The sequence below is a fragment of the Mycoplasma seminis genome, from assembly GCF_030718845.1.
GTDB classification, from domain to species: Bacteria; Bacillota_I; Bacilli_A; order Mycoplasmatales; family Metamycoplasmataceae; genus Mycoplasmopsis; species Mycoplasmopsis seminis.
Map to the genome: position 1 here is coordinate 657,165 of NZ_CP132191.1, position 25,688 is coordinate 682,852.

Annotated in this window: 5 protein-coding genes; 3 read left to right on the forward strand and 2 right to left on the reverse strand. The window is 29.6% G+C overall.

Annotation, left to right across the window (positions count from 1 at the left end; genetic code table 4):
* Nucleotides 1–29: 29 nt before the first annotated feature.
* Nucleotides 30–1,766: an excinuclease ABC subunit UvrC gene (gene uvrC / locus Q8852_RS02840; protein ID WP_305937671.1), complete on the reverse strand. Its 1,737-nt coding sequence runs from the start codon at nucleotides 1,764–1,766 to the stop codon at nucleotides 30–32.
* Between the two features lie 160 nt (nucleotides 1,767–1,926).
* Entirely contained in the window at nucleotides 1,927–21,984 is a 20,058-nt protein-coding gene (locus Q8852_RS02845; protein ID WP_305937672.1) for a hypothetical protein, read from the reverse strand.
* A gap of 243 nt (nucleotides 21,985–22,227) precedes the next feature.
* Between Q8852_RS02845 and Q8852_RS02850 the strand changes: the two genes are divergently transcribed.
* From Q8852_RS02850 to Q8852_RS02860, 3 genes are read left to right on the forward strand one after another with little or no spacing between them, the layout of a single operon-like run.
* Nucleotides 22,228–23,169, forward strand: coding sequence for a DnaB-like helicase C-terminal domain-containing protein (locus tag Q8852_RS02850; protein WP_305937673.1), 942 nt, complete (start codon nucleotides 22,228–22,230; stop codon nucleotides 23,167–23,169).
* Nucleotides 23,170–23,171: 2 nt separating this feature from the next.
* A complete protein-coding gene (locus Q8852_RS02855) occupies nucleotides 23,172–23,999 on the forward strand; it encodes a hypothetical protein (protein ID WP_305937674.1) in 828 nt (275 codons plus the stop codon).
* Between the two features lie 2 nt (nucleotides 24,000–24,001).
* Nucleotides 24,002–25,684, forward strand: coding sequence for a MarR family transcriptional regulator (locus Q8852_RS02860; protein ID WP_305937675.1), 1,683 nt, complete (start codon nucleotides 24,002–24,004; stop codon nucleotides 25,682–25,684).
* The last annotated feature ends 4 nt before the right edge of the window (nucleotides 25,685–25,688 follow it).

A 25,688-nucleotide genomic window follows, 5' to 3' on the forward strand; every position in this document is an offset into this window, starting at 1 on the left:
AAGAACAGTAACTACAATGGTTACTGTTTTTATTTGACACAATAATTTTCATAAATAATTTTGGCTTTTTTCTCATCAATTACTTCAGCTAATTGTTGTAATGAAGCATTTTTAATTGCTTGATAAGTTTTAAAATGTAATAATAATTTTTCTTCAGTTACTTTTCCAATTCCTTTAATTTGAGTTAATGAGTTATTTCTTGAATCAGCAGTATATTTTTTATTCATCATATTTTTAGCATAACGATCCACACTATATTGCATGTTAGCAAGTAAATTAAAAGCACTTTGAGATATTGGTAATATTTGATCTTGATCATTAATTAAATATTTAGTTTGGTGTTTTTCGTTTTTAACTAAGCCATAGACTTTAATATAATCAATTCCTTGTTCTTTTAGCGCATATAAAGCTTGCTGGATTTGCAGTATAAATCCATCAACAATAAAAATAGTATTTTTATCTAGCATAAAAGCATTTCTTTGAATAAATTTAGCTATAGTTAAATACATTAACTCTAAATCTGAATGCTTATTCATAGCTTCAAACTCTTGTGCATGGTTAAAATATGAACTTTTAGGATTAACTTGAAAACCATTTTCTCAACAAGTTGCTACCCCCACTGGAGCAGATAAAGCAAAATGCGAGTTATCAAAAATAAATATAGAACTAATTTTATTTCCATTATTTAGCAGCTTTTCTAATTCGCCTCAAGTTTGCTCTAACGTAGTGTTTTTAGCTTCTCACTCTTTATAATTAGTAGTTATTTTTGTTTTATTATTTAAATTAGCAAGTTCGACTACTTCTCTCATTACTCCAGCAATAGGGAATTGTACTTTTTGGGCTAATTTTGCGTTAGTAAATTCAATTTCATTATAGTTATAATCAAGCAAAATACTTTGCGGTATTTGATTATTTTCATAATAACTTTCTAGATAATTAACAATAAATTCTTCAACTGGAATATTAAGTACATGGAACTGATTTTCATGTTCAATTTGCACTCCGTAACGATAAAATACTTTTTGAATTGAAACAGCATTATTTTGGGTTTCAAATGAAAAAACATCAATATCTTTATAAGATTTTAATTCAACAAGTTGTTGCTGCTTAATTTGATTTAAAACATTATACGCATCACGATAAGTAGCGGCTAATTCAAAATTATAATTACTTGCAGCTGCATCCCGAAGCTGTATTAGTTTATTTAAAAATTCCATATCTTGAAATTTTAAAATATCTACTACTTGATTAAATTTAAATTTTGACTCAGCATAAATTGGTTTAGCTATTCTTAAACCATTTTCATACATAAACATTCTTTGTAAGACATCCAGTAATTCTTTAAAATGAGTATTAGATGGAAATGGTCCATAGTAAAAAGTATCTTTGCTATAAGGTGATAAGCGATATACTGAAGATATTTTTAATTCAGCATTTTTTGCTATTTGCACACAAATATAAGGATATCTTTTATCATCAGTGAGTTTTAAATTATAAGGTGGATTATATCGTGCAATATAATTCTTTTCTAATATTAAAGCTTCAGTCTCATTATTAGTGATAAAAAAATCAAAATCACTTACTTCTTGCATCATTTTAGAAGTTTTATAAGAATTAATTGAACCCTTTAAATATTGTTGTAATCTTTTATAAAGCCTTTTAGCTTTTCCAACATAAATAACTTCATTTTTTTCATTTTTTCATAAATAAACACCAGAAGCATTTGGTACATTATTAAGTTTTTCTTGTATTTTATCTAAATCCATATAAAAATTTTACCTTATTGTAAGTAATAGTTTCATATTTTTAGCATTATTCAATTTAAAATTTTCTGAATCATTGATTGATAAATAAGCCTTAGACATAGCTGTGAATATATAGAGTGTCAAAAATAACGCCCCGATTGCTCGGAACGCTATTAATTAATTATTTCTTAATTTTGAATACATATAAGAACATTGCACCAATTCATGATAATACACCAATTACTGTAAGACTTGCTCATAAGGCTGGATTACTTTGTCTTACGGCGTCAATATTTGTTTTAATTGCGCTTTGGAACAACATGTCAGCTTCTTTATAAGCTGGTGAAGCTGCAAGTGATTTCATAGCAGCTACTTGGTCTTTAGTAAGTTTATCTTCTGAAGCGAATACATCAAAGTATCCCGCTTTATTTACTGCTGTAAATAAGTCATTGAATTTTGGATAATTTGTAATATATCTGCTTGCAATTTGGTTGAATTGTTCTTTGTTTTTAGCTTCTTTAAGAAGTCTTGCAAGATCAATGGTATCTTGAATGTGTTGAGACATTTTAGCTGAACTGCTTGCAATTAGATCTGAAAGTGAATCTTCAAATACATCATTTGCATGTGAATTATTTTGTGCTACTTGAGATAACATATCTCTTTGATGTTGTTTTGTGCTTTCAGCATTAATATCGCTATTTAAGTGTGTATTTAACATATCGTTTAATTGGGCAATACGTTGAACACTGTTAAATGAATTTTGAAGTTTATCTGCATAAGTTTCTTCAATTTGAGGTTTGATTTCATTTAACACATTAGCAATATTACTAATTCTGCTGCTTGTATCAAGATTTCTTGCTGGAAGCAAGCTTAAGATATCTTTAATTTCGCTTACAATTAATTGAGCTTTATCTTTAAGAGATTTAATTTGAGCTAAGATATCTTCTTTAACTTTATTTGCAGCCACAAAGCTTTCAGTAGTATTATATCTATCCTTAGCTTGGCTTGTAGCATTTTTACTTAAGAATGAAGCATTCTTTTCAATTCAGTTAACAATTTCAGGAATTTGTTTTCCATTCTTATCAGTGAATTTTTCTCCACTAAATTTATTAACTTCAGCTTGATATGTTGTCATATCTTTAAGTGCATTAGTTACTTTATTTAACATGTCTGAATTAATATTTACATGTTTATTGTAGCTTTCAACAAGAGCTTTAGCATCATTTGTAGCTTGTGTAAGTCTGTTTTGAAGTGCTGTAGGTGAGTTGATAAAGTTATTTGATTTAATTACTTCAGCTACTTGTGGAAGTTTTTGAGTAATTTGATCAATGATTGTTTCAATCTTCTTATCAATTTCTTCACCATCTAAAGCATTTTTGGCTTTTTCAAGTGCAACTTTAAGTTCATCTACTTCACTAGCAAGGTTAGTTTTGTATACAGGACCACTTTCTTTCTTAATTAAAGCATTAGCTGTATTAAAGTTATCTAAGTAAGCTTTTTGTTTATCTGGTTCTGATAATGTAAATATCTTAGCTACAATAGGTGAAACTTTTAATTCCGCTGGAATGGTTTGGATATAATCAGCAAGTGCTTTCATTGAAGCATCAAGAGCTTTTGCTTTCTTTGTAATTTCATTTACTTCAGCAATACTGTTTGCAGCAACTACATCAGCTTTTAATTGAACTTTTTGAGCATTATTAATGTTTTGAAGTTTTTCAATTTCATTAATTGCATTTACTTTAGCATTGTAAAGTCTTTGTTTATCTGTTTGCTTGTCAATTTCCTTATCTGGAACATTAGGATCATCAGAAATTTTTCTTGAATCATCAGTTACAGGAGGAAGTCCTGGTACTGGTTTGCTTGGTTCGGGAGCTTTTTCAATTTCCTTATCAAGGTCATCCTTACGTTTTCTATCCTTAAGTTTATCTTTATCTTTTTCAAGATCATCTACAGGAGTATCTGGGTTTTTAAGATCTTTATCAACGTCATTAATTGTATCTTTAAGTTTATCACTAGGATCTGGGTTTGTTTTCTTAAGATCATCGATTTCTTTTCTTAAATCATCAGTTACTTTATTGATTTCTTTCAAGATTTCTGCAATAGTTCTCTTGAGGTTTTGGTCAGCTTCATCAATAGCAGGTTTTGTAGCATTTACATTAGCTGCAACTTCTTTAGCAGGATTTAAGTCTTTATCAAGTTTATCTCTAAGTTTCTTAGATTTTTCACCAAGAAGTCTGTTTCTAAGTTTTTCAGCTTGCTTGATTGTATTTCTAAGGCTATTCTTATTAATTTCTTCTTCAAGGTTAATTCTTGCTGTTTTAAGTTGTTGTGTTGTAGCGCTGTTATCATCTACTATTTCTTTAGCTGCCTTAAGTCTATCTTTTAATCCATCTGAAGGTTCTGCAATAGCTTCAGCAATCTTAATAACTTTTCTAAGTTTTTCACGTTCAAGTTTATTATCTGCATCTTTAATAAGCTTATCAATTACATCTGGATCAGGTTTCTTATCAGGATTGTAAGGAAGTTCAGGTTTAAGTTCATCAATTATTTTATCAATTGGGTCTTTATCCCCTGGTTTTACTTTATCATCAGGATTTGATCCCGGTTTATCCTTATCTCCATCACCAGGTTTTTCTTTATCACCTTGATCTGGGTTAGTTCCATCTCCAGGTTTTTCCTTGTCTCCATCACTTGGTTTTTCTTTATCATCTGGATTTGTTCCTGGCTTATCTTTGTCACCTTGGTCTGGATTTGTTCCGTCTCCTGGTTTCTTATCATCAGGATTTGTTCCATCATCAGGTTTTTCTTTATCACCTTGATCTGGTTTAGTTCCGTCTCCTGGATTTTCTTTATCATCAGGATTTGTTCCAGGTTTTTCCTTATCCTTGTCTCTGTCTTTATCTATTTCATCAATTTTATCGTAGATTGGTTTCTTCTTAATACCATCATCAATAATCTTGATTGCTTTATCAATATCATCATCGCTAGGATCTGGATCTTTTAAGACTTCATCTACTGGATCAAGAACATTTTTCTTGAAGTCTGGATTTTTCTTAAGTTCTTCAGGAACTGTTTTAAGAGCGTCTCTAATCGGTTCTTTTCTGAAGTCAACTGAAAGCTTAAATGTTACTTCAAGCACATCAATTACTTTAGTTGATGAATTTTCAGCTTTAGCTTGAGCAAGTAATTCTTGAGCTTTCTTAAGACTTGTAGCTAACTCAGTTGAAGGATTTTCTTTTGCAACCACTTTACTAATTAATGATTCAAGTTCATTGTTTACATCATCAATTAATTTTTGAGCTTTAGTATTTGTTGCTTGTAAGTCTTTTAAAGCTTTATCAAGTTCTTGAGCTGATTGGCTTAAGTCTTCTAATGCAATAAGTTCATTTGCTTTAGCAGTTTGAGTTTCATAAGCTGAGAATGTTTGTGCTAATTCAGTTACTTGTGTTTCTTTGTGAGGAACAACTTTGTTTTCTGGGTTTGAAACTCTAACTTTTAATGCATCAGCTTTAACTTTTGCTTCTTTAAGAAGTTTGATATTAGCATCAATTCCTTGAGCTAATTTAACTACTTTGAATAATTCTTCATAATCATTTGCAGCATTAGCTTTTTCAATGAATTTAGCTTTTTGTGCTTCTGAAAGATTCTTAAGGTTTCTAATAGTTGTTAAAGCATTACTTAAGTTTGTTTCACCATCTAATTTAACATTTGTTAAATCAGTTGTTAATTTAGTAATTTCGCTTGTAATAATTGAAGGATAATCAGCTTTTTTAGCTGTTTCAATATTTGTTACAGCTGTATCATAACTTTCTTTAACACTTGGTGTAGCGTATTTGTAATTATTTGTTGCTTTAGTTACAGGAATTGTAACTTGAGCTTCTCTAAGAAGTTTCATAGCATCATTTAATTCAGTAGCATTTGCTTTGATTTGAACAATTACGCTTCCAGCTGTAGCTTGAGCTAATTTATCTTTAAGTTTTCCTTTTTGTGTATCTGATAAGTAAGCAAGTTTACCAATAAAGTCCTCAACATCACTTGTTACTGTAGTTCCATCTAAAGCATTTTTGGCTTTTTCAAGTGCAACTTTAAGTTCATCTACTTCACTAGCAAGGTTAGTTTTGTATACAGGGCCACTTTCTTTCTTAATTAAAGCATTAGCTGTATTAAAGTTATCTAAGTAAGCTTTTTGTTTACCTGGTTCTGATAATGTAAATATCTTAGCTACAATAGGTGAAACTTTTAATTCTGCTGGAATGGTTTGGATGTAATCAGCAAGAGCTTTCATTGAAGCATCAAGAGCTTTTGCTTTCTTTGTAACTTCATTTACTTCAGCAATACTGTTTGCATCTACTACATCAGCTATTAATTGAGCTTTTTGAGCATTATTAATGTTTTGAAGTTTTTCAATTTCATTAATTGCATTTACTTTAGCATTGTAAAGTCTTTGTTTATCTGTTTGCTTATCAATTTCCTTATCTGGAACATTAGGATCATCAGAAATTTTTCTTGAATCATCAGTTACAGGAGGAAGATCTGGTACTGGTTTGCTTGGCTCAGGAGCTTTTTCAATTTCCTTATCAAGGTCATCCTTACGTTTTCTGTCCTTAAGTTTATCTTTATCTTTTTCAAGGTCATCTACAGGTGTATCTGGGTTTTTAAGATCTTTGTCAACGTCATTAATTGTATCTTTAAGTTTATCACTAGGATCTGGGTTTGTTTTCTTAAGATCATCGATTTCTTTTCTTAAATCATCAGTTACTTTATTGATTTCTTTCAAGATTTCTGCAATAGTTCTCTTGAGGTTTTTATCAGCTTCATCAATAGCAGGTTTTGTAGCATTTACATTAGCAGCAACTTCTTTAGCAGGATTTAATTCTTTATCAAGTTTATCTCTAAGTTTCTTAGATTTTTCACCAAGAAGTCTGTTTCTAAGTTTTTCAGCTTGCTTGATTGTGTTTCTAAGAGAATTCTTATTAATTTCTTCTTCAAGGTTAATTCTTGCTGTTTTAAGTTGTTGTGTTGTAGTGCTGTTATCATTCACTATTTCTTTAGCTGCCTTAAGTCTATCTTTTAATCCATCTGAAGGTTCTGCAATAGCTTCAGCAATCTTAATAACTTTTCTAAGTTTTTCACGTTCAAGTTTATTATCTGCATCTTTAATAAGCTTATCTATCACATCTGGATCAGGTTTCTTATCAGGGTTGTAAGGAAGTTCAGGTTTAAGTTCATCAATTATTTTATCAATTGGGTCTTTATCGCCTGGTTTTTCTTTATCATCAGGATTTGTTCCTGGTTTATCCTTATCTCCATCACTTGGTTTTTCTTTGTCACCTTGATCTGGTTTAGTTCCGTCTCCAGGTTTTTCTTTATCATCAGGATTTGTTCCTGGTTTATCTTTGTCACCTTGGTCTGGATTTGTTCCGTCTCCTGGTTTCTTATCATCAGGATTTGTTCCATCTCCAGGTTTTTCTTTATCCTTGTCTCTATCTTTATCGATTTCATCAATTTTATCGTAGATTGGTTTCTTCTTAATACCATCATCAATAATCTTGATTGCTTTATCAATATCATCATCGCTAGGATCTGGATCTTTTAGCACATCATCTACTGGATCAAGAACATTTTTCTTGAAGTCTGGATTTTTCTTAAGTTCATCAGGAATAGTTTTAAGGGCGTCTCTGATTGGTTCTTTTCTAAAGTCAACTGAAAGTTTAAATGTTACTTCAAGCACATCAATTACTTTAGTTGATGAATTTTCAACTTTAGCTTGAGCAAGTAATTCTTGAGCTTTCTTAAGACTTGCAGCTAATTCAGTTGAAGGATTTTCTTTTACAACTACTTTACTAATTAATGCTTCAAGTTCATTGTTTGCATCATCAATTAATTTTTGAGCTTTAGTATTTGTTATTTGTAAGTCTTTTACAGCTTTATCAAGTTCTTGAGCTGATTGACTTAAGTCTTCTAGCGCAATAAGTTCATTTGCTTTAACAGTTTGAGCTTCATAAGCTAAGAATGTTTGTGCTAATTCAGTTACTTGTGTTTCTTTGTGAGGAACAGCTTTGTTTTCTGGGTTTGAAACTCTAACTTTTAATGCATCAGCTTTAACTTTTGCTTCTTTAAGAAGTTTCATATTAGCATCAATTCCTTGAGCTAAGTTAACAATTGTAATAAGTTCTTCATTATCTAAAGCATCATTTACTTTTTCAAGGAACTTATCTTTTTGTTCTTTAGAAATGTTTTGAAGTTTAGCAATTTTATCTTTTGCGGATTGTAAATTATTATCTCCATCTAATACTACACTAGTTAAATCAGTTGTTAATTTAGTAATTTCACTTGTAATAATTGAAGGATAATCAGCATCTTTAGCTGTTTCAATATTTGTTACAGCTGTATCATAAGCTTGTTTAATAGCTTTTGTTGCATACTTGTAATTATTTGTAGCTTTAGTTGTAGCTATTGTACCTTGAGCTTCTCTAAGAAGCTTCATAGCATTGTTTAATTCAACAGTATCAGTTTTAATTTGAGCAATTTGAGCCTTAGTTGTAGCTGTGCTTAATTTCTTATTAAGTTTTTCTTTTTGTGTATCTGATAAGTATGGGAGTTTATTAATGAAATCGTCTACTTGTTCACGAAGTGTGTCAACATCATGAATTTCAGCTTCTAAACTGCTAATTGCTTTTCTTATTGCGCTTGCAGCAGATTTAAGTTGCTCAACTGTTGTAGTTGATTTAACATCTTTATTCTTATCAAATAATGTTTCAGCTTCACTTAAAGCACTATCTAAAGCTTGTTTACTTTCAGCTGTCGCTTTGCTGTATTTATCTGTTACTTTAAGGTTTTGAGCTTCAGACATTGCAGCTTTTGTATCAGTTACAGCAGCATCAAGATCTTGAGCTAATTTAACTTGAGCATCAATTCCTTCTTTAGTATCAAGAGAATCAATCTCATTGTTGTAAATATCTTTTATAGCTTCTGGTAAGCTTGTAGTATTTACTTTAGCTTTAGCAGCATCACGGTATTGTTGTAATTTTTCTAATCCATTAAGTTTTTCAAATTCTTCATCTAATAATCTAGCTGTTTTATCAACTGATGCTTTATCTAAGTTTTCACCTTGTTCTGGATTTAATGTTTTGCTTGCTCTATCTTTTCTAAATAAGTATTCTTTAGCATTATCTGCTCAAGCAAGTTTATTAGGTTGAGCTTTTTCTTTAGCAAGTACTGCTTTAAGAGCTTTGTCTAATGCAACCATAGAAACATCTAAGTTATCTAAATCAGTTTCTATTGTACTTAAATCTGCTAATGTGGTTTCTGCCGCATTTACTCTAGTTCTAAAGTGATCTTTTTGAGCATTATTTAGATGTGAAGTATTAATTTTATCAAGAAGAGCATTTTTAGCTTGGCTAAATTGTTTATCTCCATCTAATGCATCCATAGCTTTTTGAAGTTCTTTAGCAATAGCTTGTACTTTAGCTACATCAGTGACTGAATATGTTTCTACTATAGCATTTGTTGCAGCTTCAAGAGCTTTTTCAAATGCTGATTTTACTTTAGCTGAAGCATATGCATAATTATTTGTTGCTTTTGCAAGGTTAGCTTGTGGGATAACACCTCTAAGTTTTTGCATTGCAGTATCTAGACTAGAAGCATGCGCTAGCACTCCAGAAACTTCTGCAATTAATTTAGCTTTCTTAACTTCTTTTATTAAAGCATCTTTTTGTGAATTTGTTAAGTAGGCTTTAGCTTTAATTGTGCTTTCAGCACTTGCAATAGCACTTTGAAGTTTTTCATCACCATTTAAAGCAGCTATTTTAGCTTTGATATCTATAACAATATCTTGTACTTGTTTATTTGATAAGTTTTCACCTTGATATCTTGGTTTAGCTTGGTTAATTGCACCATCATATGCTGCTTTGAATGTTTCATCAGCTTCAATGTAATCATGTGTTATTGTTACTTTTTCAACTGCAGTATCAGAAATAAGGTCATGAAGTGATTTCATTGAGTCATTTAATTCAACAGCAGCTTGATAAATTGTATTAATAGCATCATTTGAAGTTGCCTGTGCTACTTGAGTATTAATGTATTCTTTTTGAGCAACATTAAGGTATGTAAGTTTTGAGATATCTAAGTTAAATTTCTTAATAGCTTCATCAATTCTATTTTGACCATCAAGCGCATTAATTGCTGAGTCAATAGCAGAAATTAATTTAGTAATTTGATTTACATCAGCATTTACATTTGAAGTTACTTTAGCAACTTTTTGACCTTCTGAAATTGCATCATCTAAAGCAGATTTCTTAGCTGCTGTAGCATTAAGATATTTAACTTGTGAAATAATAGCATCTGCAAGTTTAACATCTTTTATACCTTCAGGAAGGTTTTCTTGAGTTGCAATAACATCAGCAATCTTGTTGTAAAGTTCAAGCATCTTATCATTTGTATTGCTTGCAGTTGTTTTAATTGTTGCAATACTTTCTGAAGATTGTGCTGAATTAATAAGGTCCTTGAAGTGAGCTTTTTGACCAGCATTTAAGTATTTATCAGCTAAAATAACATCATTTGCTTTAAGTTTTTCATCAACAAATTCCTTACTTTGAGCTTTAAGATTACTCATAGCTTCTTCAAGATCATTTTTATCTTGAACAAGTTTTGCTTCTGTAGCATCAGCTTTAAGTTCATTATTTACATAATTTGCTTTAGCTGTATTTAATACAGTATCAAATGTAGTTTTATCCGCAGTTTTTGCAGCAAGGTAATCATTTGTTGTTTTTAATGTGTCAGCTTTTTGAATTGTTGCAAGTAAATCTTCACTAGCTTTAGCTAATTTTTGAGCTTTAGTTACTTGTTCATCAATACTGTCTTTAGTTTCTAAAGTATCAATTACACCACAAATAGCATTTTTAATACTATTTGGAAGGCTTGTAGCTTTAACTTTAGCTTTAGCTGTTTGACGGTAAAGGTTAAGCATTGCATTTCCATTAAGTTTAGCGTATTGATCAATAAGGTCTTGCTTAATAGCATCTACTTGAGCAGCTGATTTATTTTCACCTAAAGTTTTATTAAGCACTGTATCAGCGGCTGTTTTCGCATTCTTGTATGTTGCTTTATTTTCAGCTCATAAGTAATTTACACTAGTTTCTAAATCAGCTGGAATTTTAACTACTTCATCTTTAAGTTGTTGCATTGAACTTACTAAAGTAGTAAATTCTTCTCTAATAGAATCTAATTGTGTGTAAGTTTCATCAGTTACTTTATTTACTTTTTCTTTTAAAGCAGCTTTTTGAGCATTATTAAGAATTGAAGTTTCAATATCATTAATTAATTTTTCTTTAGCTTGGTTAAATCTAATTCTTCCATCAAGAGCTTTAATTGCTTCTTTAAGAGCATTTGCATCTGTTGCAACTACACTAGCATCTGTTTCAAGGACTTTATCAGATTTAATATTATTAGCAATTAATAAGGCATCTTCAAAGGCTTCCTTAGTTCCTTTAACTCCATTATTAGTTGTTGAAGCATTAATGTATTCAATTTTTGTTTTAATAGCTTCAGCTTTGGTAATTTGAGCTCTTAATTCTTTCATTTGTTCATTAAGTGCACTAGCTAAAGCATATTTAGAATCCATTAATTCTTTTGAATTTGAAACTTTATTAATTTCATTTTCATAGTGTTTTCTTTGTTTTGGTGTTAAGTATTCTAATTTGCTTAAATCAGCTGTAAGTTGATCTCTATGATCAATAAGTTCTTGGCTTCCATCTAATGCATCATATGCAGCATTAAGTTGTTTAATAAGTTCATTAATATCGCTAACACTTAAATTATCGTTTGCTACTTTAGTTGAAATTTCATTGTATTTAGCTTCATATGTAGCTTTTGAAGTTGCTGATGCATATTTGTATTTAGCATCATTTGCAAGTGCAGCAGTTGATTTCTTACTTAATAATTCTTTAATTAGACCCATTTGGGTATTAACTGCTGAAGCTTGTGAATTAATTTCATTTGCTTTCGCAATAGTTTTAGCTTGAGAAATTAATCCAGTAAAGTGAGTTACTTGTGCATTGTTTAAGTGCTCAAACTTATTAAGCTTAAAGTTATTTAAAAGATCTTTAATTACTTCATCTCTCTTAGCAACACCATCAAGAAGTCCTTCAAGTCTCTTGATTTCTTCAATAGCAGCATCTACTTGTACTTTAGTTGCATCTGTTTGAGAATTTAAATCAACAATGCCTTCTCATTTATTTACTAAGTTAGTATATGCACTGTTGTCTGTTGCATCAATGTATTTAGTACTGTTAAATACTGAATCTTCAAATTTAACTTGTTTTACACCACTTGCAACATTGCTTGGAGTTCCTTTAGCATCTGCAATTGTATTAATCATTGTAAGCATTGAATTATTTAATGCTGATAAATTATTTTTTGCTGTTGTTAATTCATCTCAAGAATTAATATTTGCAGCTGCTGTTTTTGCTACTTGTTTTTGTTTTGCATTTAAGTATGTATATGTATCAACATCTAAGATATATTGAGCTTTTTTATCTTCGAAATCTTTTACAGCATGTTTTAAAGCATCAATCGCATCTGTAATAGCTTTTGTTTTAGCTATTGCTTGTTCATTTGTTGTTATAGTGTTTTGAGCATCATATCAACTTTGAGCTGTAGCAATAGATGAATCATAAGCTTGTTGTAATTGGCTTGATGATAATTTGTAAGCTTGTGATTGTTTAATACTATCAATTGCTTCTTTTGTAAGATATGTAAGCAATGTAGCTTGAGCATCATTTACTGATTTAATTGTGTTGTAATCTTGGGTTAACTGAGCAAGTGAAACTTTTGCAGCTTTTTGCAGCATGTTTTCACCATAAGTTACTTGAGCAGCTGTAAGAGCTTTAAATTGAGATAAATCAGCTTTGTAGGTTTGCAATTGATCATCAACAACTTTTTGACCATTTAAAGCATTGTATGCAGCTAATAATTTTGCTTTTAAAGTATCAATTTCTTCTGGTGTAGATTTTTCACTAGTTGAAACAAGTAAATCTCCAGCTGCTTTTATAGCAGAATCATAGGCTTGTTTAAATTCTTGACTAGCTTCAGTATATTTAATGCTTTCAGTTACTTTAGTTAAATTAATGTAATCATTATGTAAGTTTCATAATCCTTGCATTGAACTAATGTAAGCTTTTACATTTGTTGATACTTGTGCAATTGTAAGGTATGTAGCAGCATCAACTTCACTAATAAGATCGGCTTTTTGTTTCGCATTTAATCTTGAGGTTGCATTATTAATTAAATCTTTAAGAGCTTGTTTTTCTTGAGCTAGTTTTTCATCTCCATCAAGAGCTTTTCTAGTTGATGCTAGTGTTGTATGTAATGAATTAATTGTGTCTGCAACAATAACTTCATAACTATCTTCAATAGCAGCAAGTGCATTTGTAAGAGCTACATCAAATGGTGATTTTGTAGTTTCATTTGCATATAAGTAATCCGCTGTTGTTTTAACTGCTTTGCTTGAAATGATTTCACTTCTAAGTAATTGCATTTGATTAATTAATTTTTCAGCAGTTGTTTTTACTTCATGTAATTCAGCAATTGTTTTTGCATTTTCATATAATGATTTAAGTTTTGCATTTTGACCTTTAGTTAAGGCAGCGTGTGCAACATATTTATCTAACTCTGCTTTTTCTTTATCAAATGCTTCGTTTCCATCTAATGAATCAAGTGCTGCTGCAATTTTTGCATTAATTTCATCTACTTTAGCTTTTCTTAAAACATTAGCTTTTGTTTCATTTGCAATAGCATCTTTTCCTTCCTTAACAGCAGCATCATATGATTTTTTATTCTTTTCAGGTGCTGATAAGTAGTCTTTTGAAGCTTTTGTATCATCATATTGTTTTCCAATAGCATTTCTTAATGTTGACATTGAACTTGCTAGTGGTGTAACATTAGAAGTAAATTCATTATTTTGTTTTGCAATAGTATCAAGAGATTTAATTGTATCAATTGCATCATCTTGTTGAATTGTAGTTAATTGAGTTAATTTTCTAATTTCTTTTTCTAATCTAGCAGCATTTTCAGCTAAGTTAGCAGCATCTTTAGCTTTAGCTCTTTTTACTACTTCATCTAAACCAGCTTTAGAAGTTTGGATAATTAATTCTGATTTAAATCCACTTGCTTCACCATCGTAAAGGTTTTGTAATGCATCAATTGCTTTTTTAGCTGCTTCAAGGTTATTTTCACCATTTAAAGCATTTTTAGCATTTGTAATATCAGTAGCTTTCGAATTGATATCAGCAACTACAATAGATTTAATACCTTTAGGTTGTTTTCTTTCTTCATCTAGGCTTGAAAGTAAATTATCAAATGTTGTTTTCTTATCTGCATCAGCAAATTTGTAATTATTATTTACTTTGTAAGCAATAGCATCAGTTTCAACTTCTTGAAGTGATTTCATTGCTTCATTTAATTCAGAAGCTTGTGTATCAACAGCAGCAATTTCTTCAATAGTTTGTTTTGAGTTTACAAGTGTAGTTAAAGCTTCTTTTTGAGCAACTGAAAGGTATTTTAAGTCTTTAAATCTATCAATTACTTCTTTTTGTTTATCTTCAATCTTTTTATTTCCATTTAAAGCTTCATAAGTTGCTTTGTATTTTGAGTAAAATTCTTCAGCTTTAGCATAATCGTAGTTATGTTCACGACCATCTTTATCTCATTTATCACTGATTAAGTTATCTATATTTACCTTAGCAGCATCATATGCTTTTTTCTTATCATCATCAGCAAGAGTATATTTAAATAAACTCGTTAGATTTTCAGGGATATTTTTAACATATTCCTTGATTTCTTTCATTTTTTGATTTAATTTATCAAAATCACTTCTGTGATTTTCTTCAAAGTCTATTACAAACGCAGGTAAGATTATTAATCACGTATAGTAATCTTTTTGTTGCGGATTAAGATATGATTTTTTAATTTCTTCATAAATAGCATTTTGTAAGTTTGTAAGACCATCAAGGTCCGTTGGATAATATCGTAAGTTCATTGCTAATTGAGAAATGAATTTATAATCTATAACTTCAGAATCGTCTTGAATTATTTTTTCAGATTCTGATATCACATTATCAAATAACATTTTTATGCCTGGTTCTTCTTTAGTTCCTACAGTTGCATGGATGTATTTAAGTGTTTTTCTTACTTCATATGCTTTTGGTAAGTCTTCGCGTATCATAGACATTTTTCAACTAAGATCGTGATATTTGTTATATCATTCATTTCCTTGAAAAATAGCATTAATATTTAATAAATTATTTTCATCAAAGAAATGGATTTTATCTAATTCAGCTAGGAGAACTTTTTTCTGACCGCTTGTAAGGGATTTGTTTTTTTCTAGCATTTCCCTATAGTAAGCATTGTTTAGATGTTTCATTAATTTGTCTTTATGTTCTTCGATTCCAGATAATATTGATTTAGCTTCCTCTAAATCTATTAATTCTTTATTTTTTTCTTTAGATTTGATAGTAGTTTCAGCATTATTAATTGCTGTCAAATACTCATTCGCAAAATCTTGTGCATGACTAGCAAAAACTTCCATTCGAAGTCTGTCTTCAAATCAAATTTCTGGGTGCTCTTTATGTATTAATGATCTTTCTAATTCTTTGAAATCTTCAATTATTTTTTTAAGTGATTCTTTTCGACTTATTTCAATATTAATTTTCTTCATTACTTCATCAAGTTCATTTACATCAGCAGCAAATGCAGCAATTTTGTTTGGATTAAACGTTCCTTGAATTAAGCTTGCATAGAAATCTTTTTGAATATTAGATACATTTTCTAATTTAGCTGCATTTAATTGCGCAATTCCTTGAGCAATTGCTTTTGCTAATTCATCTGCAATTTCTTTATTAGTTTGAGCAAAAGCACCAAGAATTTGATTTAAACTAGTTGCTTTTGAAACTATATCTTGTAAATCATTGAATTTTTCTTCACTTAATGAAGGTTTAATATTTTGCAATCTTTGAGTTATTCAAGCTTTATTTGCACTAGCCGACATGCGAGCTTTTGTAGCATTTAGATTAATTTGAGATAAAACTTTATTAATATTGTTTTCATATACAGCAATTGAAGAAAGTTTTTCAGTTTCTTTAGTTTGTTGATTTAATTTATCAATTAAACTTGCATGAATATCTTTGTATTCATCTGAAACATAAGCATTTAAGCTTGGATCATTAATTAATGCTAATAAATCAGTATTTGTTGCTTTTACTCTATTAAGGATATCAAGCACTTGTCTAAATTCTGTATCAATATTTCTAAAGTTATCTTGATTAATTTTGTTAATTAAAGATTGTTTAATTTCTTCATTTAAGTTTGAATTTGAAATTTCTTTCTTAAGTTCATCAATTATTCTATTAGTATTAGTTACACCATCTAAACCTGAGATTGCTGCGCTTAATTCATTTCCAAGCTTTTGAATTGAATCAGCAGTTAAATAATTTGCATTTTCAGATTCTTTATTTGCAACGCTTCTGTCAGATTGATTGTTTAAAACATTTCTTACAGTTTCAAGTATATCTCTAAGCTTGTTAGCTTGTTGGTCCGAAGCATTCATGTAAGCAATATTATTTGCATATTGTTGGTTGAATAATTCAAAACCTTTTCTTAAGATGTCAAGATTTGTTCTTAAAGCATCTACTTCATATTTAAGGTTTGAAATATTTTGACTAGTAGCATTTAAAGCTTGAGTAATTAAATTATTTCTTTGAGCTTTATTAAATAATGAATTATTAATTGTATTAATTAAATCAAGCTTTTTATTATTGAAATTATCATCTCCGTTTAGCATTTCTGCAGCATTACTAATTAAAGCTACTGTATTACTTAATTGAGTTTCTTTTTCATAAATATTATCATCAAGAATAATGTTTTGTAATTTTTCAATAGCAGTATTGAATTTATTTTGGTTAGTTTCACTTGCAAGTTTGTAATTTGTTGTTGTTTTAATTTGTTTTAAACTTTCAAGTAATTCTTTAGCTTGTTTTAGAGCAGAATTAATTCTGCTTGCAATATTTTGAATATCTTCAATAGTTTCAAAGTTTTTAGCTTGTGCAACTTTGCTTGTTACAACTTCTTTTTGTTTGTCCGTGAATTGATCAAGACTGATATTAAGTTGTTTATTTAATTCTGGAATTTCTCTTTCAAGTCTTCCTTGACCATTTAAAGCTTCACTAGCACTTACATATGCTGCATGTGCTTGTTCTAATTGAGTCAAATATGAATTAAATTCAATCGCAGCATCTAATGTTTCCATGAAGTGTTGATATTGTTTAATGTTACTAATTGCATCAAGGAAATTCTTTTTAGCTGATTTATCAGCATTAAGATATTTAACATCCTTAAGTAATACATCAGCTTTTGTTATATCTTGTTGCAATTGTTCTAAAACATCTTTATATTGTGAAACAATAAACATAAAACTATCGAGCTCTTCTTTAGTTTTAATGCGAGTATCTACATATTGATCGGTTCTATCAAAATCATCTGCTACATCACCTCTATCAATATCAATTGCTAATCTTCCACCATCAACAAATTTATTAGAAGTTGTGTAACCATTATTTAAGATTTCAATAAAGTATTCAGCTAATTTACCTTTAATACTTGTGAATTCAGTTTCAATTTTTTCAGCAGCTTTAGATAAAGCACTTTTTCTTTCTTTATTGTATTTTAATAAGTATTTTAGGAAAAGTCCAGTATCAGTAGTTAAGTTATGTTCATCGCCTTCTGAAATATTTCAAGCAATTGGTTGATTTAATACATCGTGAATGAATTCAGCTTCGTCATTTGTTTCTTTGTCTCAAACTAAATTATCACCGTATTTTGCCCGCATTTCAAGGATTATATATCCTGAGAGTTTAGTAAAGGCATCAATTCCATTATGCAAGAAGCTAGCTAATTTATCTGGATTTTTGAACATTTCTTTTTGTTCTGCTTTAAGTCGATCCGGGAATTCAAAATAATCATTTAAAACAGATCACATATTAGAAAATGTGCCTATTGCATACTTGAATTGTTTTTCTCTTCGATAATCTGGAAATTTTTCTTTAATAAGTTTAGCTACTCCCTCATTATCTAATGAAACAAAATATCCTCATTTTCTTATACCGTATTTTTCATATGTTTCTTTAGCTTTTTTATTTAATTCAACGAGTTCGGCATCTTTATTTTCGGGCTCAGCTTCAGAAATTACTAAAAGTTTATTTTTAGCATCTGCGACATTTGCAAGGGCTTGTTGTAATTTTTCAATGTATTCTGGTAATTTCTTAGTTACAAATTCTTCACGATTTCCAATTGAAGCTTGGATTTGAAGCGCTTCAATTGCATTAGTGTAATTTAATGCACTTAAAACAGTGTATTTATTAATTTCATTATTATTTACAAAGTTATCATTGTAATCCAAAATAGCTTTAAGCGCTTTTTCAAGTTCATCTTGATATTGAGCAGCTATAAGCATTTGTTTTTTAGCTTCTGGATTTGATAATTTAATTATATCTTTAATAAATACTAGGTTTTGAGAATGGCTTCATAACCCAAGTTCTCTAATTCAATCCTTTTCTTTTTCTAATTTTGATTTAAGCTTTTTGGATTCATCATCATTTTGATGAATTCCACTTGTATAACGAGAAATATCAAATCTAAATCCAGTTTCTTGTAATATGCGGCTAAATGGATTTGGGAAAGCGGGACAAGAATCACCATAACCGCCTCTTGCTCATGGACGTACTGCTGTCTCATCAAATTCATTTGTTAAAGGATCAAGTGACATTATTTGCATAAATTCAGCAATATAATATCCAAGAGTATCATCACCATAAATATGTTGTATTTTTCCGTCTGGTGCTGTTCAGAAATAATATGATTCTAATTGTCCATCTGAATAACCAGCTCAAATATCAACATATACCGCATATGAATCTATCATTTTTAAGAATTCTTCATCTGTGAAACTTTTATTTCAATTTTTAAATTCTTCTATTTTTCTATTAAATTTATTATCATCACTATTTGGATTAGCTTTATCAAATAAGATTTGGAAATCTGGTAATTGGTAAAGATATTCATATGTATTAATAGCATTAACTATACCAATATATTTTTCTAAGTATTGATTATATTTGTAATCTGAGTAATGAGCTTTAAGTTTTAATTCAAGTGATTTGAATTCATCTATATCAGCTAATACATCTTCAATTGTGTTAGTATCTTGCGCTTGTCTAATTCTTTTAATTAAAGTTTTAAAGTGATATGGAGCAAGTCAAGGTACATTTTGAATTTGCATTTCAGCTTCATATTTAAATTCATTAAGGTTTTTATTTAATCATTTACATAAAGCAAAGGCATTTTCTAATGCTTTAATAGCATCTTGTAATTTACTTGCTTCTTTTGTATTTGACTCAGAATCATTTTCAAGTCTATTTAACCCTTGAGCAAGATAATTATTAAATTGTTCTTTTTGATCTTGACTTAAAGTACGGAAAGCATTTCTGCTTTGGATATCTTTAGCTTGAGCTACTTTTTGAGCTAATATGAATGCAAGTTTAGATACATTATTAGCTGAGGTAAAAGTAGAATTAATTTCTGCTTCATTTTGTGCTTTTGTTATTTCTTTTACAAATTCAGTTTTTATTTCTTGTGAAATATTGTTTAAATTCTTAACATCTTGTATTTTTCTAAGTTTTAATGAAGCGAGATAAATATTTTCATCAAATTGTGCATTGATATCATTGTTTTCATTGATTGCATTATAAATTGCTTTAAATTCATCTTCAGTTACACCTGTAGGTTTATTTCTTTCTAATTCACCTAATTCTTCAACATAAAGAGAATGTAATTCAGCTCTTAAAATGCTTTCAGGTTGTTTATTTGCAAAGTCAGTTTGAGAAGTTTGTTCTAATTTAAGAGTTTTAACTTTTTCAAGTTTTGCTGAATTAGATAAGAATTTTGAGTTCTTGATTTGTTTTTCAATAACGTTACTAATTCCATCTAAATATTTGTAATCTAAAATTTCAACACATAATTGATCAATCTTAGAAACATTGGTTTCAATTGGGAAATTAACTGATTTTTCTGGATTATCATAGAAATATGGTCCAGTAATAGTATCATTTTTAATGTCGTTATTGTTAATAACAAAGACAGGCAATGTGTTTTTAATTGCTTGGTTATATTTTTCAATTAATTCATCATAAAGTTTCTTATTAGTTTCACTAGAAGCTTGGTATATTAATTTATTTTTAATTTCAGGAAGAAGTTTATTAACTTCAGCAATTTGAATATTTGTTGAGTTAACAAGTGAAATTGTATTTTGTCAAAAGGCTATAGCTTTTTCTTGTTGTTCAATGACTGTAACCGTTTCAGGATCATTTGTAGGTAATGTTTTTTGTGATTTAATATTTATAAATAATTTATCAAAGAAATCATGTGGATTTAAATCTTGACTAATTGCTGTAATAAGTGCTTGTTTTTGTTCTGGTGTAATTGTTGATTTAAAGTGTTCATCATCAAAAATATTTACTAATTTATCAAAGTTATTGATTAAATTATTCTTTTCTTTTTGAAGTTTAGATAAAGCATAAGAAACTTTAGCTGTATAAGCGTTTTTCTTAGCATCATATTGCATTTCTTGTCCATATTTTGAATCATAAGACATAGCATAGGCACTTTTTGCTAAAGCAATAAGTTGTTCATCTTCATCTTCTTTTCCAAATGTAGGAAGTAAGTAAATCTTGTTATTTGAGTCTGCTAAAAATTCCTTAGCATCATCTAAAGAAAGTAAGATTTTTGTTTTGTATTCTTTTGTTTCAGATTCAAGTCTTTGGAAATCAAGGTGTTTTGAATAAAGTGGTTGATTATTTTGATCAGTTATAACAACTAAGTAATCGGTTTCTGGTAAGTTAGCATCATCTTTAGCAATTTCTGTTAAATCAATTTCAGTATTGCTTACTTGATTATATGAAGCGAGTGCTATTGTAGCTGCTGAAATTTGACTAGCATAAGTAGCTTGTGTTGCTGTGTTTCTTAAATCATCTAATTCCGCATATTTTTCATCCCCTTTTTCTTCATATGGTGCAGCTATATTGAAAATACCCGAAACAAATGAGTTATTTTCACCATAAAGTTTTGAAGCATGAGCTTTTTTACGTGTTTTAAATGTAATATTAACTTTTCCAGCTAGTTTTGTTGATTCAACTTTTCCATCATCTAAATGAATAAGAAATGCTGAGCCAAAGTTATCACTTAAAACATTTTTACTAATTGATTCATTAGTTAAAGTTTGATATGAAACTAAGTCTCTAAGTCCGAAACCGAATTTACCTTCTTTTTTATCTAAAAGAGAACTTAAAACAAAGTTATTAGCATCAGTAGCACTTTTTTCAACATATTCAATACCATCTATTTTTGGATCATATTTATCTTTTCCTAGGTTTAAATCAGATAGGTTATTAGTTGCATAGCTTCCAATTACATTAGTATTATTACTGAAATCAAAGTTAACACTTCCTAAATCCTTGTAAGACTTAGTTCTACCGTCTGATGAATGTCCAATTGTATTAACTCTATTTCCGACATAATTTCCATTTTTATTAGCTACAACGAAAAATGCACCAGAATCTGTTGCGTCATAAGGATATTTAGATAAATCAGCAAAACCACTTGAAGAAATATCATTTAAATCTTGATAATCAATTTTGAAACTAATTGAACCAGGAATAATTTCTAGATCATTTGAAAGTGCAATTCCATATGTTCTATCTCCAAGAGCATATTTATTACCTTGAATTAATCCTTCAGATTCAAATTCTAAACTTCAATCTTGTTCACCATCAGCATTCAATTTATCTTGAATTAATTTTTCAGCTTCTGCTGGTGTTGGTTGTCTGAAGTTTTTATGTTCATTATCAAAAACATCAGCAAGTTTAAATTTAACTAATCCGGCATTTTGGCTATCACTTAATGAAACATTATCTTTTCATTTTTTACCGTAGTTAAGTAATTTAACATTGCGATATTGCAAAGTATTTGCGTCGTTATTCAGTAAATTAATAACGTTATTAGCTTCAAACACATCATCTGCTTTGTCGCCTAAATCAGCAGAGATTGTAAAAAGCATTGTAGGACCAACAACTGCTGTTGCTCCTGAAGCTACAAGGATAACTTTTGTAGCTTTTGTTAAATTTTTGTCTTTCATATTTATCTCCATTAAAAGATAAGAATTTTGATAAATTTATTTTTGATTTCTTATCTTTGATTAAATTATCTACTTTTATTTTCTATATATATATATATTGGAAACCAATAAGCAAACAGAATTGAACAATGTGAATCAGAAGTCTATCCCCTACCCAAGAAAAAAATTCACCCCCTGTTTTATTTAATGCTGTACCGATTTATAACACTTCCAACGCTTAAGCGATTGGAGGTTTTTTATTTAATGAATAATATAAATTTAAAAAGTTTTTTAACTGAATGGGCTGAATGAACTAAAAGCCCCAATCTAAACAAAAAGACAATCAAAGACACAGGATTTGACATAATAGACAATCAATTACAAGGGCTCCGCCCAAATCAACTTATTATTTTAGGCGGTCGACCTGGAGCAGGTAAGACAACTTTTGCTCTTAATGTAATGGATGCAATAGATAAACAATTAGCAGATAATGAGAGAATTTTATTCATATCTCTTGAACAGTCAGCGAGTGAGATATTGCAAAAAACTATTGCTCTTAATCATATTTACCCTTTGAGAAATTTTTACAACTCTCAAAATATTGTTGAAGAATTAAATAATAAATTCGGATCTAAACTCGCTAATACTGTTAAAGATTCCAAAATTGTAATGGTTGATAGTACTGACGTCAAAGCTGAAGATATTTCTAAAATTATTTTGAAATACCAAGATGAAAACAAAGTCGTTGTTCGTGCTGTATTTATTGACCATATCCAAATATTAAGCACAGCAAAATATAGTTCAACAAAATACGAGCAAGCTTGCATTGTTTCTCGTGAACTTAAAAAATTAGCTCTCGGGCTAGAGATTCCAGTTTTTGCACTTTCTCAAATGAGTAGAGACTGAGCAAAAGAGAAAAAGAAATTTGCTCCATCTCTCACAGATTTAAGAGATTCAGGTTCACTTGAACAAGATGCGGATATTGTAATGTTTATATACCAACGAGAAAATAATGAAATTCCACCAACATTATATGCTGAACCTGTGAACATTTCTATCGCTAAAAATAGAAATGGTTCACTAGGAAGTGACACACCACTTTGTTTCTTTTCTTCAGTGGCTAAAATGGTGGATGCTACAAATCAATATGTTATTCAATCAACCCAAAGAAGTTTGAAAGATTGAAATGCTAAAGGAGATTTATAATTATGTGAAACACTGGAACATTAGGAATTGGAGTCGGAATTGTTAAAAATAATCCAAGAGTACATTCAACAACAAACCAAATTGGAGAGTTAAAAGAAACGGTATTTTTGGATGTTTTAACACAAGTCCCACAAAAACTAGGAGAACCACCAAGACAACTTATTACAAAATTACAAGTTCGGGGAAATTTAGCCCAAAAAGCTAAATTATTAAAACCTGAAACATTAATTACCTGAATAGGTTCTCCATATATAAATGAATCAAGAAACGAGCAAGCACAAACAAGTTATAAAATTATGACTTTTGATTTGATAAGTTTTTCAGCTAAACAATTAGATCCAAATAATGTCGTGGATTACGAAGCTGAATTTGGGAGAACTTATACAAAAGTACAAGCACTTGTGAGAATTATAGAAGAACCAAAAGAATTAGAAAGAACCACACTTTTAAAAACTGTCTTCAATATTCCAAACAGTGAAAAAGGTATCTTTTTAGATATGTACACCGGTACAGATAGAAAGGCGTTCAATTTCTTTGATAGTGAAGATTTTAAAAATGTACAAAAGGGTTCAAAAATCTATTGCGTTTTTCGTCCTTATGCAAGTGTGGCTCAAAGTATGAAAAATATGTGAAATTATGTGGAAACAAAAGGGGAATTATTATCTTATTTCTTTGTTGAACCTGCAAATATTCCACAAGATATTACAATAACACCACCAAAACAATATGAAGCAACATATGAAGTTGATTCAAATCCGGAGTCAATTTCAAGTTTAAAAACTGAAACTGTTAAAGATATAACAGCAATGTTTGATTTTAGTGACAAATAAAAATGAAAGATAACTTCATAACACCGCCACCAAAATTCACAGAAGAGAAGTTGGAACAAATACTTCACTATACTGATTCAAAAGACAACCCAAGTTTTGAAGCATTTAAATCAAAAGAATTTTTCGAGATTCAAAGCGGAGCAAAAGGGGTGTCAAAGTCTTTTGGGGGTGCTATTATAACCATTTACAGGCTTGTAAATGAAAAGTATTTCAATTCTATGTGGTGTCGTAATCAATATAACCATATCAAAAACACACTTGTTCCAATGTTCAAAAAAGTAATTGACTTTTTAGCAAAAGAACATGGTTTAGATTATTCTCCATACATTAATATAACAAACGAAGCTATTTATTGAAATTATGATGATGGTGGAGATGGTAGAAAAGTATTTTTCCAAAACTTTGAAAAAATACAAGCTTTCCAAGGGGTGACACTTCAAAACTCAAATTTCTTTTTTGGAGAGTTGGTAATTGATGAACCTATTGAGGACCCCGAAAATAAAAATTGAAGCCCTAGCGATTTAAGAGACTTATATAAAAATCAAGCGGAGAACCTTCCTATTTTAATCCAAAACACTGTCTTGCGTACTGTTGCACCTAAAGACGCTCAATTAAAAGTTAAGTTCTTCTACAATATTTTTTCCACTGATCATTTTCTTATTACTGATTTTCATAATAAAGTAATTAAATTCATTAATGAGGACGAGACAACCTCTCAAGAAATAATGGAAGAATTAATCCAAAAGAATTATCTGCAAAAAAGTGATCCAGAATTCTCAAATGGACTTGGATTAATTTGCACAATGTTCACAAAATATTTTGTACCTAGTTCTCAAATGTCTCTAATTCAAAAAAAGCAACTTGAAGTACTTAAATCACAAAATTATAGACTTTGGGTTATAACTGTCGTTGGTTTTGCTTTTGTTTCGGAATCAAAACAAACAAGTTTCTTTTTAAGAGACTTAATTTATAAAAATGGAAATGAATTTTCCGACAATATTGAATTCATTTCTCAAAATGATTTTGACTCAATGTTAAAAAACGGAGAAGTGCTTGGAGTTTTTGACGGGTACGACCCAGGAAAAAGTGACAACGCTTCATGGTGTCGGGTTGCTTTATTGGAAAATGGTTCAATTGTGGTTTTAAATGCTATAGAGGACCTCAAAAGCTTATTTAGTTATAAACCTTCAAGGGTTGAAGTTAATAGAGCCTTAATTGATTTAATTACAGCCGACAACGCAAGAATCCAACAAATTCTTGCTATGTCGGGAAGTGCGAACAGTTATTTCAATCTACAGCACTTTGAAAATCCAATTCTCACTGACAACGATCATGTTGTTGATTATATCAATTTAGATTTAGCAAATTCAAATGTTAGAGATAAAGGTTTTTTGATGTCTTGTCGTTTAGCAATAAGAAAAGACACAAAACAACACAAGTTCGGGATTGAATCACGTCAAAAGTGAATTGAGTGAGTTTTAGGTAATAAACTTTTAAAAGTTGTCGAACAAAACTCTACTAAAAAATTACTGTGAAATTTATCACGTCAATATGTAGAAGCAGGAGAAACCAAAAGAGACGAAAAGGTTTTTCCTGAAATATATGATTTAATTAATGCTTTTGAAATGGCTTGTTGCTTACTTTACAGAAAACAACCAGCCCTAATTGCAAAAGCATCACAATAAGGAG